Source organism: Bradyrhizobium sp. NP1 (assembly GCF_030378205.1).
Lineage (GTDB): Bacteria > Pseudomonadota > Alphaproteobacteria > Rhizobiales > Xanthobacteraceae > Bradyrhizobium.
This window is the reverse complement of the sequence record NZ_CP127385.1, coordinates 5290520-5309214: the sequence shown is the minus strand read 5'-3', so window position 1 is coordinate 5309214 and position 18695 is coordinate 5290520. Positions and strand designations below refer to the sequence as shown.

At 64.3% G+C, this 18695-nt stretch carries 16 protein-coding genes and 1 riboswitch; of the genes, 8 read left to right on the top strand and 8 right to left on the bottom strand.

Going from position 1 to position 18695, the window contains the following annotated elements; genetic code table 11:
* Positions 1–1238: 1238 nt before the first annotated feature.
* Positions 1239–1415, bottom strand: a complete 177-nt coding sequence (locus QOU61_RS25770; protein WP_289654007.1) for a hypothetical protein — start codon at positions 1413–1415, stop codon at positions 1239–1241.
* 404 nt (positions 1416–1819) lie between these two features.
* Here QOU61_RS25770 and recA point away from each other — a divergent pair, with 404 nt between their 5' ends.
* Positions 1820–2911: a recombinase RecA gene (gene recA, locus QOU61_RS25765; RefSeq protein WP_289654006.1), complete on the top strand. Its 1092-nt coding sequence runs from the start codon at positions 1820–1822 to the stop codon at positions 2909–2911.
* 441 nt (positions 2912–3352) lie between these two features.
* Here the strand turns inward: recA and gcvP are convergent, their stop codons facing one another.
* The 3 genes from gcvP to gcvT form a co-directional block, all read right to left on the bottom strand.
* Positions 3353–6226: an aminomethyl-transferring glycine dehydrogenase gene (gene gcvP, locus QOU61_RS25760; RefSeq protein ID WP_289654005.1), complete on the bottom strand. Its 2874-nt coding sequence runs from the start codon at positions 6224–6226 to the stop codon at positions 3353–3355.
* Positions 6227–6381: 155 nt separating this feature from the next.
* Positions 6382–6747 (bottom strand): glycine cleavage system protein GcvH, encoded by a 366-nt coding sequence (gene gcvH, locus QOU61_RS25755; protein ID WP_289654004.1) that lies wholly within the window; start codon positions 6745–6747, stop codon positions 6382–6384.
* A gap of 9 nt (positions 6748–6756) precedes the next feature.
* A complete protein-coding gene (gene gcvT / locus QOU61_RS25750; protein WP_289661756.1) occupies positions 6757–7905 on the bottom strand; it encodes a glycine cleavage system aminomethyltransferase GcvT in 1149 nt (382 codons plus the stop codon).
* 136 nt (positions 7906–8041) lie between these two features.
* A riboswitch (glycine riboswitch) is annotated at positions 8042–8130 on the bottom strand.
* Between the two features lie 250 nt (positions 8131–8380).
* On the opposite strand from gcvT, the gene alaS reads away from it, so the two are divergent.
* From alaS to QOU61_RS25740, 3 genes are all read left to right on the top strand, one after another.
* On the top strand, positions 8381–11077 hold the full coding sequence (gene alaS / locus QOU61_RS25745) for an alanine--tRNA ligase (RefSeq protein ID WP_289661753.1): 2697 nt from the start codon (positions 8381–8383) through the stop codon (positions 11075–11077).
* Complete coding sequence (locus QOU61_RS37395) at positions 11077–11193, top strand: hypothetical protein (protein ID WP_502876821.1); 117 nt, start codon at positions 11077–11079, stop codon at positions 11191–11193. The genes alaS and QOU61_RS37395 overlap by 1 nt, the downstream gene beginning before the upstream one ends.
* 78 nt (positions 11194–11271) lie before the next feature.
* Entirely contained in the window at positions 11272–11754 is a 483-nt protein-coding gene (locus QOU61_RS25740; protein WP_289654002.1) for a GNAT family N-acetyltransferase, read from the top strand.
* Between the two features lie 34 nt (positions 11755–11788).
* On the opposite strand, the gene QOU61_RS25735 is transcribed toward QOU61_RS25740, so the two are convergent.
* Positions 11789–12295, bottom strand: coding sequence for a DUF3455 domain-containing protein (locus QOU61_RS25735; RefSeq protein ID WP_289654001.1), 507 nt, complete (start codon positions 12293–12295; stop codon positions 11789–11791).
* A gap of 137 nt (positions 12296–12432) precedes the next feature.
* Positions 12433–13647, bottom strand: a complete 1215-nt coding sequence (locus QOU61_RS25730) for an NADP-dependent isocitrate dehydrogenase (protein WP_289654000.1) — start codon at positions 13645–13647, stop codon at positions 12433–12435.
* Positions 13648–13995: 348 nt separating this feature from the next.
* Here QOU61_RS25730 and QOU61_RS25725 point away from each other — a divergent pair, with 348 nt between their 5' ends.
* Complete coding sequence (locus QOU61_RS25725; protein ID WP_289653999.1) at positions 13996–15201, top strand: TrmJ/YjtD family RNA methyltransferase; 1206 nt, start codon at positions 13996–13998, stop codon at positions 15199–15201.
* Here QOU61_RS25725 and QOU61_RS37270 read toward each other — a convergent pair.
* The gene (locus QOU61_RS37270) at positions 15198–15965 is read right to left on the bottom strand and encodes a diguanylate cyclase domain-containing protein (RefSeq protein ID WP_354142473.1); all 768 of its coding nucleotides are present in this window, start codon (positions 15963–15965) and stop codon (positions 15198–15200) included. The genes QOU61_RS25725 and QOU61_RS37270 overlap by 4 nt on opposite strands.
* A 38-nt stretch (positions 15966–16003) precedes the next feature.
* On the opposite strand from QOU61_RS37270, the gene QOU61_RS37265 reads away from it, so the two are divergent.
* A complete protein-coding gene (locus QOU61_RS37265; protein ID WP_354142472.1) occupies positions 16004–16324 on the top strand; it encodes a hypothetical protein in 321 nt (106 codons plus the stop codon).
* 360 nt (positions 16325–16684) lie between these two features.
* Complete coding sequence (locus QOU61_RS25715) at positions 16685–17176, top strand: GlcG/HbpS family heme-binding protein (RefSeq protein WP_289653998.1); 492 nt, start codon at positions 16685–16687, stop codon at positions 17174–17176.
* Between the two features lie 54 nt (positions 17177–17230).
* On the opposite strand, the gene QOU61_RS25710 is transcribed toward QOU61_RS25715, so the two are convergent.
* Entirely contained in the window at positions 17231–17890 is a 660-nt protein-coding gene (locus tag QOU61_RS25710) for a TetR/AcrR family transcriptional regulator (protein ID WP_289653997.1), read from the bottom strand.
* A 244-nt stretch (positions 17891–18134) separates the two neighbouring features.
* Here QOU61_RS25710 and QOU61_RS25705 point away from each other — a divergent pair, with 244 nt between their 5' ends.
* Positions 18135–18677: an OsmC family protein gene (locus tag QOU61_RS25705; RefSeq protein ID WP_289653996.1), complete on the top strand. Its 543-nt coding sequence runs from the start codon at positions 18135–18137 to the stop codon at positions 18675–18677.
* Positions 18678–18695: the final 18 nt, after the last annotated feature.

Here is an 18695-nt window from a genome sequence, read left to right as displayed (position 1 = left end):
GCCGGGACCGCTTGGGCAATGGCTCGCGGGTGAAGAGGAGGACATCCCGGGAGCAGCACCATGCTAGCCTGTTCTGCGCGGCTGCATTGTTCACGCGTGAACACAGCCCGCTCACTTCTGGGTGTGGTCGCAGTGTCGGCAGGGTGTCCTGAGCATGCGGAGGCGCTGAGGAGGGGCCGTCGCTGCTGTTGCGTTGCGGCAACGTCCGACTTGTTCCGCAGATCGGAACAACAGTTTCGACTCCCCAAGAGCCGCGATTTCCATTTAGCTATCGATTACCGGGAGTAGGGGGATTTCATTCCGAACACATTTTCACCCGGAGGCCGCTGATCACTCAGCGGCCTTTTTCAAGGGACGCGCGCGAAGCGCAGCGGTCGTGGTGTCCGGACATTCGCAACTGCTCCTCCGGCAGTGACGGCGATGGAGTATTCGCCGAACTGGCAGGCATGTATGGATCCGGCGCATCGGTAATTGCCCCGGTGGAGTGCTCATCTTCACGACGCCATTGCCGACGCCGACAGTTCGCCGAGACGGCAGAGGCCGCCAACCGGGGCGGCCTCTTCATTGTTTGCAACTTGTTTGATCGCCCTATTTGGCGCCCTTGCAGTTCGCGGCGGCGCAATATTTGACGTCTTGAGCAAACGGCGTTCCGGCCCTCGAGCATGTTCCCGTCGGACACCTCATCCCCTGGCTGGTGGTGGTAGTGCAGACCCCTCCCGAGCAATTGCCCTTGCCGTTCATTTTATCTGCCGATGCCGCTGTCGTCAGAGCCACAGAACTCAAAAATACCAATGCTACGACAAAAATCTTCATGTCCATTCCTCCACGGCGCTCATTTCAAGCGCGGACATAATGGCAGCAAATGCGCGTTCGTTGACAGGGCGATTTGGGGCACGGCCCCTGGGTGAATTTAGATGGCTTGGGAAAAGATCGTTAAGCGTCTCAAGGTGCGCTTTGTCTGTCCCGTCTGCGGCTTCGATTCTGGCGAAGAGTCGAGCGCACCGATCCAGTGTCCGAAGTGCGGATGGAAGGGCACTTTGGGAGACCTTGACATAGTTTCAAAGCCGCCGCCGGAGACAGATTAGGACACTCCCAAGATCAACTCAGGGGTGGGTCAAATACGGCCAGCACAAAAGCTTGTGGCTGCAACTCCTAGAAGGGAGCTTTGATCTAGTCGACGTCGATAAGGAGAATTGCAGGTGCCTGCAAAATGAAAGAGGCCGCCAACTGAGGCGGCCTTACTCTTCTTTGCGCCAGCCGCCCAAGAGGAACACCCTCCGCGCTTTGCGGTTAGGGCCAGCCTGCTTTTGAATATCAGTTAGATCGACCGCGTACCGCTTCATTATGAGCTTGATGGCCAAGCCCAGCAGCAGAAATGGCACCACGTAGATCGCAAATACCTCAAGTGCCCGCATGGCCGCTCTCCGCCATGGCCGAGACAAATGAGGACACTAGCAGATTCAAACCAGGACACCGGGGTCAAATACGGCCAGCACCCACAATCGCGGTGCTGTCCTAGTTAGGACACCCGCAACGGCAAATTAGGACAGTGCTACGAACAGTAGTTTTCGGGATTTCAAAGCCTGTGGAAAACTCTAAGTTGGTCTTGCCGGGGGCAGGCTTTTCATTCCGCAATAATTTTAACCGGCAAGGGGTCGCTGAAGGGCGGCCCCTTTCGATTCCGATACCCGCAGAGGGGAATTCGCAAAAAGAACATATTGCGAACTGAGAACAAATGGGGTACATTGCCTCAACTTGAGAGCGCCTCGCCAAGTCCGTTTGTCCCGCCCGCGAATCCCCGTCATAAGGAGCCAGCCCGATGTCCGTCCCCGCACTGCGTATCGTTGAAGGATCTTCCATGGACAAGACCAAAGCCCTGTCCGCCGCGCTTTCCCAGATCGAGCGTCAGTTCGGCAAGGGCTCGGTGATGAAGCTCGGCAAGAACGATCGCTCCATGGACATCGAGACGATCTCCTCCGGCTCGCTGGGGCTCGACATCGCGCTCGGCGTCGGCGGCCTGCCCAAGGGGCGGATCGTGGAGATCTACGGGCCGGAATCGTCGGGCAAGACCACTCTGGCGCTGCACACGGTGGCCGAGGCCCAGAAGAGGGGCGGCATCTGCGCCTTCATCGACGCCGAGCACGCGCTCGATCCGGTCTATGCCCGCAAACTCGGCGTCAACATCGACGAGCTCCTGATCTCGCAGCCCGATACCGGCGAGCAGGCGCTGGAAATCTGCGACACGCTGGTGCGCTCCGGGGCGGTCGACGTGCTGGTGGTCGATTCGGTCGCGGCCCTCGTGCCGAAGGCCGAGCTCGAGGGCGAGATGGGCGAGTCGCTGCCGGGCCTGCAGGCCCGCCTGATGAGCCAGGCGCTGCGCAAGCTCACCGCCTCCATCAACAAGTCCAACACCATGGTGATCTTCATCAATCAGATCCGCATGAAGATCGGCGTGATGTACGGCTCGCCGGAGACCACGACCGGCGGCAACGCGCTGAAGTTCTACGCCTCCGTCCGCCTCGACATCCGCCGCATCGGCGCGATCAAGGAGCGCGACGAGGTGGTCGGCAATACCACGCGCGTCAAGGTGGTGAAGAACAAGCTGGCGCCCCCGTTCAAGCAGGTCGAGTTCGACATCATGTATGGCGAGGGCGTCTCCAAGATGGGCGAGATCCTCGATCTCGGCGTCAAGGCGGGCATCGTGGAAAAGTCCGGCGCCTGGTTCTCCTATGACAGCCAGCGGCTGGGCCAGGGCCGCGAGAACTCCAAGGCGTTCCTCAAATCCAACCCCGACATCACCACCAAGATCGAGACCGCGATCCGCCAGAACTCCGGCCTGATCGCCGAGCAGATCCTTGCCGGTACTGCCGAGCGCGAGGAGACCGAAGGCGAGGAGCCGGCGGAGGAATAAGCGTCACTTTGAATCGGGGGCAATCCCCGCGCGGGCGCCGAGGACGTTGAGTTGCCGACGTCTTTGGCGCCCGTTTCGTTTTGGGCTTCGACCGCGAGGGCATGATCCGGAAAAGTGTGTAGCGGTTTTCCCTCGCGACAAACGCGGAACGCGTTTGCGCGGAGATCATGCTCAATCAAGAACCTAAAGCGCGATGACGATTCAACCTGATCTCATCGCGCTTTAGGGCCGCCGGCGAGGGCCCGCGGGAGCGCGACGGCGAAGCCGTGGTCCCGAAAGATCCGAAGGACCAATCCCGGAATCTCGGAGATCCCGGGTTCGCGCTGATGCGCGCGCCGCGGGATGACGCCTTTATCACGTCACCCGGGGGATGACGTTTTATCGCGTCACCCGGGGGGATGACGCTCTATCACGTCACTCCGGGGATGACGCTTTATCGCGTCACTCCGCCGCTTGCGCGTAATCCGCGACCGGCGGGCAGGAGCACACCAGGTTGCGGTCGCCATAGACATTGTCGACGCGGCCGACCGGGCACCAGTATTTGTCTGATCGCGAGACGCCGTCGGGGAAGCAGCCCTCGGCGCGGCCATAGGCGCGATTCCAGCCATCGTCGGCGATGTCGTGCACGGTATGCGGCGCATGACGCAGCGGCGAGGCCTCGATCGTGAAGCGGCCGCTCTCGACGTCCGCGACCTCCCTGCGGATCGCGATCATGGCATCGCAGAAGCGATCCAGCTCGGCCTTGGATTCCGATTCGGTCGGCTCGATCATCAGCGTGCCCGGCACCGGAAAGCTCATGGTCGGCGCATGGAAGCCATAGTCGATCAGGCGCTTGGCGATATCGTCGACGGTGACGCCGCTGGTCTGCTTCAAGGGCCGGGGATCGACGATGCATTCATGCGCGACGCGGCCGCGCGCGTTGCGGTAGAGCACCGGGAAATGCGCATCCAGCCGCGCCGCCACGTAATTGGCGTTGAGGATCGCAGCTTCCGTGGCGCGCTTCAAACCTTCACTGCCCATCATCAGGATGTAGATGTAGGAGATGGTCAGGATCGAGGCGGAGCCGAACGGCGCGGCCGAGACCGGCCCCACCGCGTGGGCCGTGCCGTCGTCGGTTGAGGGATGACCGGGCAGATAGGGCGCAAGGTGCGCCTTCACCCCGATCGGGCCCATGCCGGGGCCGCCGCCGCCGTGCGGAATGCAGAAGGTCTTGTGCAGGTTGAGATGGCTGACGTCGGCGCCGTAGTCGCCGGGCCGGGCAAGGCCGACTTGGGCGTTGAGGTTGGCGCCGTCGAGATAGACCTGGCCGCCATGGCGATGCACGATCGCGCAGATCTCGCTGATCTCCTCCTCGAACACGCCATGCGTGGAAGGATAGGTGATCATGACCGCTGCGAGGTCGTTTGCGTGCTGCTCGGCCTTGGCGCGGAGATCGGCGACGTCGACATTGCCGCCTTTGTCGCAGGCGACCACCACGACCTCCATGCCGACCATGCTGGCGGACGCCGGATTGGTGCCATGCGCGGAGGACGGGATCAGGCAAACCTTGCGATGCCCTTCGCCACGGGCCGTATGATAGCCGCGGATCGCGAGCAATCCGGCATATTCGCCCTGCGCACCGGAATTCGGCTGCAGCGATACCGCGTCATAGCCGGTGATGTCGCACAGCCATTTTTCCAGTCGCGCAAACAGCGCGTGGTAGCCTTTTGCCTGCGCGCGCGGCGCGAACGGATGCAGGTTGCCGAATTCCTCCCAGGTCAACGGCATCATCTCGGTGGTCGCGTTCAGCTTCATGGTGCAGGAGCCGAGCGGGATCATGGCGCGATCGAGCGCGAGGTCGCGATCACTGAGCTTGCGCATGTAGCGCAGCATCTCGGTCTCCGAGCGGTGGGCGTGGAACACCGGATGGGTCAGAAAGCGCGTGGTACGCTTCAGGTCCACGGGCAGCGCCTCGCGCGCGCCGGCCTCAATCTCGGCATAGGAAAACTTGCCGCCGAAGGCGCGCCACACCGCTTCAACGGTCGCCGGCGTCGTGGTCTCGTCGAGCGCGATGCGCAGGGTGCGTGCGCCAAGCCCGAAATTGATCTTCTCGGCGGCGGCGCGGGCGACGATCGCGTCACGCTTGTCGCCAACGTCGACCGTCACGGTGTCGAAGAAGGCGTCGCTCATCGGCGCAAAGCCGAGCTTGCGCAGGCCGGCCACCAGCGCGGACGTGCGCCGATGCACGGCGCGCGCGATGTAGCTGAGGCCTTCGGGACCATGATAGACCGCATACATCGACGCGATCACCGCGAGCAGCACCTGCGCGGTGCAGATGTTGGAGGTCGCCTTTTCACGACGGATGTGCTGCTCGCGGGTCTGCAGCGCGAGGCGATAGGCGGGTTGCCCGCGCGAATCCACTGACAGCCCGACGATGCGGCCGGGCAGCGACCGCTTCAGCGCATCGCGCGCCGCCATGTAGGCGGCGTGCGGGCCGCCATAGCCCATCGGCACGCCGAAGCGCTGTGCCGATCCGATGGCGATGTCGGCGCCGAGTTCGCCGGGCGAGGCGATCAGCGTCAGCGCCAGAAGATCGGCGGCGAGGATCGCGAGCGCGCCCTTGCCGTGCAGCATCGCGATCGCGGGCTTGAGGTCGCGCAAGCTCCCCGAGCTTGCCGGATATTGCAGGATGGCGCCGAACACATCGGCCTTGTCGAGATCCTCAAGGGGATCGCCGACCACAAGCGTCCAGCCGAGCGGCTCGGCGCGGGTGCGCAGCACCGCCAGCGTTTGTGGATGCACCTCCGCATCGACGAAAAAGGCCTTGCTTTTCGCCTGCGCCGCGCGCTCGGCGAGCGCCATGGCTTCCGCGGCCGCGGTCGCCTCGTCGAGCAGCGAGGCGTTGGCAACGTCGAGCCCGGTTAAGTCGCAGATCATGGTCTGGAAATTGAACAGCGCCTCCAGCCGTCCCTGGCTGATCTCGGGCTGGTAGGGCGTATAGGCCGTGTACCAGGCCGGGTTCTCCAGGACGTTGCGCTGGATCACCGTGGGCAGGATGGTGCCGGAATAGCCCTGGCCGATCAGCGAGGTGAAAACCTGGTTCTGCGCGGCGAGCTCCTTCATGTGGGCGAGCGCCTCGGTCTCGCTCAGGCCCGGCCCAAGCGCGAGCGGCGCCTTCTGCCGGATCGAGGCCGGCAGCGTCTCGGCCATCAGCGCATCCATGCTTTTCGCGCCGACCGTCTCCAGCATCGCGGTGATGTCGCGCGGTGAGGGGCCGATGTGGCGGCGCACGAAGGTGGCGGCGGGCTCGTCGGTCGGCTTGAAGGGCGCGTTCATGGGCAGTTCTTTCCTATACGTCGTCATGCCCCGCGCATGCGGGGCATCCAGTAAACACAGCCATCCGTGACTGAACCGAGCGGCCTCGGCGTACTGGATCGTCCGCCTTCACGGACGATGACAGTGAGTGTGGTGTTGCAGATCGCTTCATGACGTCACGCCGTGTGCGCCTTGTAGGCGGCCTCATCCATCAGCCCGCCGAGCTCGCTTCGGTCCGCGATCTTGATCTTGAAGAACCAGGCCTTGCCGCCGGCATCCGAATTGACCAGCGCAGGCTCGCCCGACAGCGCCTCGTTGACCTCGAGCACCTCGCCCGAGATCGGCGCATAGACGTCGGAGGCGGCTTTCACGGATTCGACCACGGCGGCGGCCTCGGCCTTCTTCAGCGTGCGGCCGACCTTCGGCAGCTCGACGAACACGACGTCGCCGAGCTGCGACTGGGCGTAGTCGGTGATACCGATGGTCGCGACATCGCCCTCGATTTTCAGCCATTCGTGGTCGGAGGTGAACAGCGTGGTCATGATGATCCCTTAACGTTTGTAGGTGTTCTGGATGAAGGGCGTGGCGGCAACCGTGAGCGGCAGCCTCTGGCCGCGCACTTCCGCAAACAGTTTTGTGCCGAGGCCGGCGAGCGACGTCGGCACGTAGCCCATCGCGACTGGCGCATTGAGAGTAGGGCCGAAGCCGCCCGAGGTGACCTTGCCGATCGCCTCCGCCGAGATGGCATCGGCGAAAAGCGATGCGCCTTCGCGCACCGGCGCGCGGCCTTCGGCCCTGAGACCGACGCGGCGGCGCGGCGCGCCGGCCGCGAACTGGGCCAGGATCTTGTCCGCGCCGAAAAATCCGCCGGCGCGTGCGCCATCGGCGCGCCGGCTCTTCTGCACCGACCATTCCAGCGCCGCCTCGACCGGCGTCGTCGTGGTGTCGATGTCGTGGCCATAAAGACAGAGCCCAGCCTCCAGCCTGAGGCTGTCACGGGCGCCGAGCCCGATCGGCAGCACGTCACTGTTGTCGAGCAGCTTCTTCGCGAAGCTTTCCGCGTGCTCGGCCGGAACCGAGATTTCGAAACCGTCCTCGCCGGTATAGCCGGAGCGCGAGACGAAGCAGGCGAGCCCGTCGACCTTGCGCGGACCCGCATCCATGAAACGCATGGCGGCGACGTCGGGGCTGAACGTCGCGAGCACCTGCTCGGCTTTCGGCCCCTGTAGCGCCAGCAGCGCGCGGTCGGGAAGCGACTCGATCACGCAGGTCTCGGAGAGATGTTTCCTTAAGTGCGCCTCATCCGCGTCCTTGCAGGCGGCGTTGACCACGACGAACAGGTGATCGCCGAAATTCGCGACCATGAGGTCGTCGAGGATGCCGCCCGCCTCGTTGGTGAACTGGGCGTAGCGCTGCCGGCCCGGGGCAATCGCGACGATGTCCTGCGGCACCAGCCGCTCCAGCGCGCGCGCTGCATCTTCCAGCCGGCCGGATTTCGCCCGCAGCGCAAGCTGGCCCATATGGGAGACGTCGAACAGGCCGGCCTTCTCTCTTGTATGCAGATGTTCCCGCAGCACGCCCGCCGGGTATTGCACGGGCATGTCATAGCCCGCGAACGGCACCATCCTGGCGCCGAGCGAAAGGTGCAGCCCGTGGAGGGGGGTGCGTTCAAGGGGAGTCTGGCCGTCTCGCGCAAGCATCATGGAGCCCTCGCAGGTTCCCGGGACGATCCCGAAAACCGGTCAGAGCCCCATCTGTCGCTTTGCCTGAGAGTATTATCCCGTCGGCGGACGCCTCAGGGACCAAGCCCGTCGGCGCCTCTTTCCAGATGTCGTCAGCGTCACGCGGTCCTTTTGCCTGAGAGTTTCCGGGGCGGTTGCTCCTTCGGCGCCGGCATCAAAGCCGGTCTCTCCCGACGTGACTGTCCGTTACAGATGGGAGCAGAACACGATGCCGCCAAGCCTGTCAACGCGGGTCAGACCGCTATCAACGGCCCTTTGATGCACCGCCCAAGGGCGGCCCGACCGGACCCCCGAAGGACGTCCGGACGACGTTCAAGTCCATGATCCGCCAGCACAGTTTCTGGACAGCAGGGTTGGCCTTGTCTAAAAGCCTGTTGCCCGGAGAATGGCCTGCAAAGAGCGGGTCCCGGCCTATTTTCCCGATTGGATGAACATGAGCGGCGTCAACGAGATCAGGTCGACTTTTCTCAATTTCTTTGCCCGGAACGGTCACGAGATCGTGCCGTCGTCTCCGCTCGTGCCGCGCAACGACCCGACCCTGATGTTCACCAATGCCGGCATGGTGCAGTTCAAGAACGTCTTCACGGGCGTCGAGAAGCGCCCCTATCAGCGTGCCACCACCTCGCAGAAATGCGTCCGCGCCGGCGGCAAGCACAACGACCTCGACAATGTCGGCTACACCGCGCGCCATCTCACCTTCTTCGAGATGCTCGGCAACTTCTCCTTCGGCGACTACTTCAAGGAACGCGCGATCGAGCTCGCCTGGGACCTGATCACCAAGGATTTCGGGCTGAAGAAGGACAAGCTGCTCGTCACCATCTACCACAATGACGATGACGCGGCGCGCTACTGGAAGAAAATCGCAGGCTTCTCCGACGACCGCATCATCCGCATCGCGACCTCGGACAATTTCTGGGCGATGGGCGACACCGGCCCGTGCGGCCCGTGCTCGGAGATCTTCATCGACCGGGGTGACCACATCTGGGGCGGACCTCCGGGCAGCCCCGAGGAGGACGGCGACCGCTTCCTCGAATTCTGGAACCTCGTGTTCATGCAATTCGAGCAGGTGACGAAGGAAGAGCGCGTGCCGCTGCCGCGCCCCTCGATCGACACCGGCATGGGGCTGGAGCGCATGGCCTGCATCCTGCAGGGCGTCGACAGCGTCTTCGACACCGATCTTTTCCGTCATTTGATCGATGCGACCGCTTCCGCCCTCGGGCATGGACCGAAGCAGCAGACCGTCGCGTCGTTCCGGGTCATCGCCGACCATCTGCGCTCTTCGGCCTTCCTGATCGCGGACGGCGTGCTGCCGTCGAACGAAGGCCGCGGCTATGTGCTGCGCCGAATCATGCGCCGCGCGATGCGCCATGCGCAGCTTTTGGGTGCGCATGACCCCCTGATGCATCGCCTGGTCTGGGCGCTGGTGCGCGAGATGGGGCAGGCCTATCCGGAGCTGGTGCGCGCCGAGAAGCTGATCGAGGAGACGCTGCGGCTGGAAGAGACGCGCTTCCGCAAAACGCTGGCGCGCGGGCTTGCGATTCTCGATGAAAAGAGCGCCGGCCTGAAGAAAGGCGACATGTTCGACGGCGACACCGCCTTCACGCTGTACGACACCTACGGCTTCCCGCTCGATCTGACGCAGGACGCGCTGAAGTCGCGCGGCGTCGGCGTTGACATCACCTCGTTCACCGATGCGATGGACCGCCAGCGCGAGAAGGCGCGCGCTGCCTGGGCGGGCAGCGGCGACACAAAAACTGCGGACTATTGGTTTCCGTTGCGCGAAAGGCTCGGTGCGACGGAGTTTCTTGGGTACGACACCGAGACCAGCGAAGGTATCGTCACAGCAATTATAAAGGGTGGCCCTGAGATCAATGAATTGAGGGGCGGTGAAGCCGGTGAGATAATAGTAAACCAAACCCCATTTTATGCCGAGTCTGGCGGCCAAGTAAGCGATGTAGGCTGGATCAAGCGGGCGTCTGATGGTGAGACCATCGCGCAGGTCCTTACGTGTCACAAAGAGGCAGATGATCTTATTGTTCACAACGTCAAGGTCATCAAGGGCGGCATCAGATTGAACGATGCGATAAGGCTCGAGGTCGACCATAGTCGACGAAGTGACATTCGGAAAAATCATTCGGCAACACATATTCTGCACGAAGCATTGCGGCAGGTCCTGGGCGACCACATCGCCCAGCGCGGCTCGCTGGTCGCGCCGGACCGCCTGCGCTTCGACTTCGTGCATCCGAAGCCGATCAGCCCGGAAGAACTCACCCGCGTCGAGGACATCGCCAATGAGGTGGTGCTGGAGAATGACGAGGTGACGACGCGGCTGATGGGGCTGGACGAGGCCCGCGAAGCCGGCGCTCGCGCCCTGTTCGGCGAGAAATATGGCGACGAGGTCCGCGTGGTGTCGATGGGCAATGGCGACCGCGAGCACGGTCAGAACGCGCTCGGCTGGTCGGTCGAGCTCTGCGGCGGCACCCATGTCAGGCGCACCGGAGATATCGGGCTCATTTCGATCACCAGCGAGGCCGCGGTGTCCTCTGGTGTCCGCCGTATCGAGGCCCTGACGGGGCGACATGCGCGTAAGCATGCTAACGACACCATGGCGCTGGCAAAGGCCGCAGCCCACGAGCTGCGCACGACGCTGGACGATGTGCCGGAGCGTATTGCCTCGTTGATGGAGGAGCGCAGAAAGCTAGAGCGCGAGTTGTCGGACGCTCGGAAGAAGCTCGCAATGGGCGGTACTTCTGCGGGTACTACTTCCGACATAGAAGAGATTCATGGAGTGAAGGTGATTGCGAAAGAGTTACACAATGTGAAAATTAGTGATCTTCGCAGCATTGCTGATGACTACAAGAGGCGGCTTGATTCTGGGGTAGTCATTCTGACTACGAGTTCGGATGACGGCAAAGCAGGTCTAGTTGTGTCGGTGACGTCTAATCTCACGTCGTCCAATAACGCCGTGCAGTTGGTACAAGCTGGCGTCCCATTTTTAGGGGGCTCCAAAGGCGGCGGAAGGCCGGACTTTGCTCAGGGAGGCGGAAATAACCCGGCAGGTGCTAGGGAGGCGCTTGAGAAGATCAAGCAGCTAGTTCAGCCCATCTCCGTCACAGCCAAGAGTGAGTAATGGAGATTATGGCCTTGTGCGGCGGGCGGCCGGACATGGCACAGGCGGGCGGGCCCGACGGCGCCAAGGCGGACGCCGCGCTCTCGGCGATTGAAAAGGCGATGGCTGACGCCTGAGACGATCCTCACACTGCGCTTTCGGGATGTCGGTCACGGGCTGGACCCGTCATCCGGAGCGCAGGAAACGGAGCGGCCGTGATCACCATCAGGCGCGCCGAAGCTGACGATGCGCAGGCGATCGGCGCTGTGTTCGACGCGGCCGTGCGCGAGGGGTGGAAATATCTCGGCGAGCTCGCCGAGCGGCCGATGTTCCCGCCGGAGGAGTGGGACGAAGAGGTGGCCCGGCACGCGCCGCCGAATGCCCTGCTGGTCGCAATCAATGAGGCGGATCGGCTGACCGGCTTCGTTGCCGTGCATCCCACAGAAGGCGAGATGTACCTGCTGTTCGTGCATCCCGAGCATGCCGGCCGCGGCATCGGACGCGCGCTGCTGGCAGCCGCACATGATGTCTTGCGGGCTGCAGGCTGCCGCGAAGTCTTCCTCTACACGCATGAGCAGAACGAAAGGGCGATCGCCGTCTACGAGGCCGCAGGATACCGGCGCGACGGCACGGTCCGCGAGTCCGAGTTTCGCGGCATCCATCAGCGCGAGCCGAGACTGGTGAAGGCTCTCACCTGAATCCGGCTGCGGCCGCGCCTTGACCGGCCGCCGCTCAGCCCTTGCGCAGGAACACGTAGTCGGCGGTGTAGGGCATGCTGCGGGTCTGGCCCGGCCGGTCGCAGGCGCCGTCGAGCTTGCCGCCGACCGTGTTGATCCGCTGCACGGTGGTGACGCCGTCGAGCTTGCCGCTGCCCTTGTGCGAGGTGACCTCGAGCTTCAGCCAGGCAATCGCGTTGGCGTTGGTGCCGGGCGCATTCGCCACCGCCTTGCCGACCACGGCGCTGCCGTCGGAAAGCTCCCAGGTGGGACCTGCCGAATGGCGGCCGACGAGCTTGCCGTCGGCCTCGAGCGTGGCGATCGGCTCGATGAAGGTCCAGGCCGCCTGCTGGTTGTCGCCGGCCTTGCACTGATAGATCTGGTCGCCACGCGCATGCACGGTGAGGACCGCGGTCTCGCCGGCGGCCGTGAGGGCTGCGGGCAGGGGGGTCTCGGCTGATGCGCCGACGGTCAGGCCGAGCAGCAGCGACAAGACGAGTGCGGCATTTCCTGAAGATGGCATCGTGCGCTCCCGGATGTGGGCCTCGTCATTGCGAGAACGAGAGCGACGAAGCAATCCAGCACGCCTGGCCTTGAATCTCTGGATTGCTTCGCGTGCGCTCGCAAATGACGCGTGGTCGGACGACGGCGGATGGCGGCTTACGCCGCCATCGCCTTCTGAAGATTTTCCGCGACCTTGTCGAGGAAACCGGTGGTGGAGAGCCAGCGCTGGTCGGCGCCGACGAGGAGAGCCAGGTCCTTGGTCATGTAGCCGGACTCCACGGTCTCGACGCAGACCTTCTCGAGCGTGGAAGCGAACTTCGCCAGCTCCGCGTTGTTGTCGAGCTTGGCGCGATGCGCGAGACCTCGCGTCCAGGCGAAGATCGAGGCGATCGAGTTGGTCGAGGTCTCCTTGCCCTTCTGGTGCTCGCGGTAGTGCCGCGTCACCGTGCCGTGGGCGGCTTCGGCTTCCACGGTCTTGCCGTCCGGGGTGAGCAGCACCGAGGTCATCAGGCCGAGCGAGCCGTAGCCCTGCGCCACGGTGTCCGACTGCACGTCGCCGTCATAGTTCTTGCAGGCCCAGACGTAGCCGCCGGACCATTTCAGCGCGGACGCGACCATATCGTCGATCAGGCGGTGCTCGTAGGTCAGGCCCTTGGCCTCGAACTCCTTCTTGAACTCGCGATCATAGATCTCCTGGAAGATGTCCTTGAAGCGGCCGTCATAGACCTTGAGGATCGTGTTCTTGGTCGAGAGATAGACCGGATAGCCGCGCATCAGGCCGTAGTTGAGGGAGGCGCGGGCGAAGTCGATAATGGAATCGTCGAGGTTGTACATCTCCATCGCGACGCCGGAACCGGGCGCCTTGAACACTTCCTTCTCGATCACGGTGCCGTCCTCGCCGACGAATTTCAGCGACAGCGTGCCCTTGCCCGGGAACCTGATGTCGGTGGCGCGGTACTGGTCGCCATAGGCATGACGGCCGATAATGATCGGCTTGGTCCAGCCGGGCACCAGCCGCGGCACGTTCTTGCAGATGATCGGCTCGCGGAAGATCACACCGCCCAGGATGTTGCGGATGGTGCCGTTCGGCGACTTCCACATTTCCTTCAGGTTGAACTCCTTCACCCGCGCTTCGTCCGGGGTGATGGTGGCGCATTTGACGCCGACGCCGACCTTCTTGATCGCGTTGGCGGCATCCACGGTGACCTGGTCGTTGGTCTTGTCGCGATACTCGATCCCGAGGTCGAAATAGATGAGCTGAACGTCGAGGAACGGCAGGATCAGCTTGTCCTTGATGGACTGCCAGATGATCCGGGTCATCTCGTCGCCATCGAGTTCGACGACGGGGTTGCTCACCTTGATTTTTGCCATGATTGGGAAGGCCTTCTTGGGAACGGCGCGTTTGGCGCGTGGAATGCGTGAATATCCGCGCGGCTATAGCACCGCGAAAGCGCGGGCGAAAGGTGAGCGATTATGCAGTTTTGCCTCATCTTTTGGTTCAGGGCGCGGGCTGTGGGCGTCCTCGCCCCCGGTTCTGTCCGAGGAGAACGCACGCCGCGTGTCCGCGCGTTCCAAAAGGCGGTCAAAAGCCGAATCTAACCCCATTATTTCGCTTGAGAAATTTTGCCGGAAAGGCAACAGGGGCAGGAGCCGCCTCGCTGGATCGGTCTCTTGAGAGCCCGATCCAAGGCCATGACAGGGAATCGGAAAAGTCGCGACATGACCGGTGCGGGCACCGACAAGAGCAAGACCGGCTTTGACCTCGACAGCCCGGTCGTCATCCTGGTCGAGCCGCAGCTTGGCGAGAACATCGGCATGGCGGCGCGCGCGATGGGCAATTTCGCGCTGTCGCGGCTGCGCCTCGTCAATCCGCGCGATGGCTGGCCCAACGTCAGCGCCGAGCGCGCCGCCGCCGGAGCCGACCATATCCTGTCCCGGGTCGAATTGTTCGACACAGTCGAGCAGGCGGTCGCCGACCTCGATTTGCTGTTCGCCACGACGGCGCGCGCCCACGACCAGGCCAAGCCGGTGATGGCACCCGATGCGGCGGCGGCCGAGATCTCGGGCCATATCGCCGCCGGCGGCAAAGCCGGCATCCTGTTCGGCCGCGAGCGCTGGGGGCTCACCAATGAGGAGGTGGCGCGCGCCAACCGCATCATCACCTTTCCGGTCAACCCTGGCTTCGCCTCGCTGAACCTGGCGCAGGCCGTGCTGCTGATGGGCTATGAATGGTTCAAGCTTGCGACCGGCGGCGCGCTGCCCTTCGCGATGCCGGAGCGCTCGGTACGCGCCTCGCAGCACCAGCTGGACGCGTTCTTCGAGAATCTCGTTCGCGAGCTCGATCGCGTCGAGTTCCTGCGGCCGGCCGAAAAACGCGACACCATGTTGGTGAACCTGCGCAACATCTTTTTCCGGATGGAGCCGACCAAGCAGGACATGCACACCCTGCACGGGGTGATCATGGCCATCGCCGAGGGCCGCAAGGGCCCGGCCAAGGGCGGCGTGCTCGACGGCGCGCAGGCGACGCGGCTGCGGGCGCTGCTCGCCGGGCACGGGCAGGGCGCGCCGGCTTCCGATTCCGCGGGCTCGGTGCGGGGGCTCGCGCGCCTGCTCCGGCGCAATCCGACGGATGCCGAGCGCCTGCTGTGGCAGGCTCTGACGCGCGACCGCCGCTTTGCGGGCCAGTTCAAGCGCCAGACCCCGGTTGGCCGGCACATCCCGGATTTCGTCTCCTTCGTGCATCGGCTGGCGATCGAGCTGGTCAATCGGGATGAGACGGATGTGGTCGCCGCCGATCGGGTGGCGCGGCGAGCCTGGCTGGAAAGCCGCGACTATCGGGTCATCGAGCTGCGTGTCGCAGACGTCGAGCGCGATCTTTCGGCCGAACTCGACCGGCTGGCCTCGAATCTGTCGGCTGCCCCTTAGGCGCTGGCGTTGCCGCGCGGTCGGGCCGTGATCGTGGTTCCGGCATCCGTCCGGCGGTCGTGCTTGAGCCGGCGCAAGGCGGCCACGTTGGTCTCGACCGACGCCATGCAGCAGCAGGATTTGCCCCTGGATTTCGCCTCGTAGAGCGCGGCGTCGGCCACCGCCAGCAGCTCGTCGGCGTGCACGCCATGCTCGGGCGACATCGCAACGCCGACGCTGACGCCGACGTTGGCGCGGACGCCGTCACCGAGCTCGTAGGCCATCGTCACGGTGCCGATGATGCGCTGTCCGACTGCAAGCGCCTCATCGGCGGTGACATTGTTCGTCAGCACCACGAATTCGTCGCCGCCCATCCGCGCAACGACGTCGCCTTCGGGCAGCGCACGGCGCAGCCGCCCCGCGACGAGCCGGAGCACCTTGTCGCCGGCACCATGGCCGTAGGTGTCGTTGATCGGCTTGAAATTATCGAGGTCGAAGAACAGCAGGGCGAAGGACTGCCGGTCCGCGCCCGCCGCAGTGAGCCGCTGCCGGAGCGCATCGACGAAGCCCGCGCGATTGCGCAGGCCCGTCAGCGTGTCGTGATGGGCGAGATGGCCATTCTCGCGCTCGGCGCGCATGGTGGCGACCAGGAGCTTGTTGAGCCTGAAGGCGGCCGCCGTCATCGCCGCGAGATAGAGCGGCACCTGCAGGAATACGATGCCGAGCAGTGGCTCGCCGGCAAGCAGCACGCCGGGGATGATGGGGCCAAGGCTGGTCAGGATCATCGCCGGCAAGCCGCGGCGCGCTGAAATTGCGGAAGCAGATGCCGCCGACCATGGCGGCGGCAGAAATGCATGCGAGCAGCGCCACGGCCCAGTCGCCGCTTGCCAGGCTCGCGAACAGGCCGAAGCCGACGCTGCCGCTCCAGGCGACTGCCAGCAAAAGGTGCAGGTCGGTCGGTGTCGGTCGTCCGGCGCGGGCGGCACGGTGGGCGATCACGAGCAGGATCAGGCGGGCAGCGCAGATCGACAATTCGGTCGCGAACCAGGCGATGAAGATCGCGTTCGGCCGCCGTAGGGCGATCGCGCCCGCGACTGCGACCGTATTGATGGCGCCGGCAGCGAATACCGGCAGGGAGCCGTAGAGCCCGGCGATCAGCGCTGCCCGAATCTCGTCCGGTGCACTCGGACCGGCGTCGGCGAGCCAGCGCGTGATACGCCAGCGCGGCAGGCTGTAGGACCCGCTTACGGACTGCATGAACGACCATCCCCGTGATTTGCGGGAACAAAGCCGAGCGGTCCTAACAGGCTTTTAAGACGGCGGCCGTTCGCCTGCTGTGCTTGACATCAGGTAAACCGGCCCGCGCATCGCATGCGCGACCGCTGCCGCGGCGGGCCCCGGTGGGCAGGCCTGCTGAAATTATGCCGGCGGATGCGGGACTAATCGGCAGGCCGCAGGGTTCAACAAGGCGCTTGCAACCATAAACCTCTAGGGGAGGCCAACCATGCGTCGTGTTGCCGTTGCGTTTGTCGCGTCCACATCCATCCTCGTCGCCGGGCCCGCGCTTGCACAGGCCCCGCAGGTCGAAAAGAACGTCTCCATGACGATGGCGATGGCGATCATGCAGGGCGCGCTCGATCAGTGCACCAGGGACGGTTACAAGGTCTCCGTCGTCATCGTCGACAAGGGCGGCAATGTCGCGGCTTCCGTGCGCGGCGACGGCACCGGGCCGCACACCATGGATTTCGCGCGGATGAAGGCCTACACCGCGCGCACCCGCAATCAGACCTCGCTCGCCACGATGAAGCAGATGGAGGATCCGGCCTTCGCCTTCCTGCGCCAGATCCCGAACGTCGTCGGCGTCGGCGGCGGCGTGCCGCTCAAGGCCGGCAACGAGGTGATCGGCGGGGTCGGGGTGTCGGGTGCCCCCGGCGGCGAGAAGGACGAGGTCTGCGCCAATGCCGGCATCGCCAAGGTTGCCGACGCGCTCAAATAGGCGCGCGGCGGGTCGCCGCCGGCCAGCGAATCCCAGAATCGAACCACTCGCTAGCTAGATCGCGGCGAGCTGCTCGGCCGCGCCGATCCGCTTCGGCTTCTTCGCACGCGACGGCCCGAGCAGGGAGGCGGCCGCAAGCCCCGCGGTGTCAGCGACGCCGGGGTCGCGCGACACCATGGCGGCCACGATCGCGCCGTCGATCAGGAGCGCAAGCTGATGGGCGAGCGTGGCCGGCTGCGCCGCTACCATCTCGCCGGCCAGCCTTTCGATGTGCGCCAGCACGACCTTCTTGTGCCTCAGCGCGACGTTGCGGAACTGCTTCTGGTCCTTGTCGTGCTCGGCGACCGCATTGATGAAGGGGCAGCCGTAGAAGCGCTCCTCGGCAAACCAGCGTTTCAAGGCGGGGAAAATCCGCGACAGCTTGGTCTGCGCGTCGCCGCCGCCGTCTTCGATCGCGCCGATGAACCATTCGCGCCACTGCCGGCCTTCGCTCTCCAGCACCGCGTGCACGAGATTGGTCTTGGAGCCGAACAGCTTGTAGAGCGTGGTCTTCGCGGTCCCGGCCTCGTTGATGATGGCGTCGATGCCGGTGGCGTTGATGCCGTCCTTGCAGAACAGGTGCGTCGCCGCGTTCAGCAGGCGCCCGCGCGCGCTCTCGTCGTCGCTTGCAGCAAATGTCGCGGCCGGCTTCTTCCTCGAAGATGTCTTGCCCATGCGTACAACTTAATCGGAGCGCGATCCCTTCAGCAAGCCGCATCTTGACCTGCCCGAAATGCCCGCACCTAGGCGGCAATTGCATCGGCTTTGAGCAGGACGCCGCTGGTCAATCCGAGGGCAGGGCGGCGTAAGCGGCCGCATCGTCTCGCTTTTTCCCACGAGGACGGTCTGGCACGCTTCGTGCAGGAAACAGACCGTTCGGTATCCTCAAGCATTCCTTCGGCTCCCAGGGAGAAAACTGATGACTGCGGTCGCTCAAAAGACAGTGCTGACAGGCTGCCTCGCCCCCATCGACAAGCAGGGGCTGGAGCAGCTGATCGCCAACGGCAAGGCCAACCCGAAGGTGATCAAGACCCTGAAATGCAGGACCGTGGCCGAGGGCAAGTTCCGCCACGCCAACTACATCCGCAACCTCGCGCCCTACATCGTCGACGAGCCGCCAGGCCTGCTCGGCGACGACACCGCGCCCAATCCCTCGGAAGCCTCGCTCGCCGCGCTTGGCTCGTGCCTTGCGGTCGGCCTGCACGCCAACGCCGTGCACCGCGGCTGGGTCGTCAACAAGCTCGAGCTCGAGCTCGAAGGCGATCTCAACATCACCGCGGTCTGGGGCACCGGCGACACCAGCGATAAGCCGGTCGGCTTCACCGACGTGCGGGTCAAGGTCGACATGGAATGCGAGGGCGTTCCGCAATCGGAGATCGAGGCGCTCGTCGCCCATGTGAAGAAATGGTCGCCGGTGGCCAACACCTTCAGCCGTCCCGTCAACCTCGAGGTCGGCATCTAGCAGGCGGCAAAACGCAGA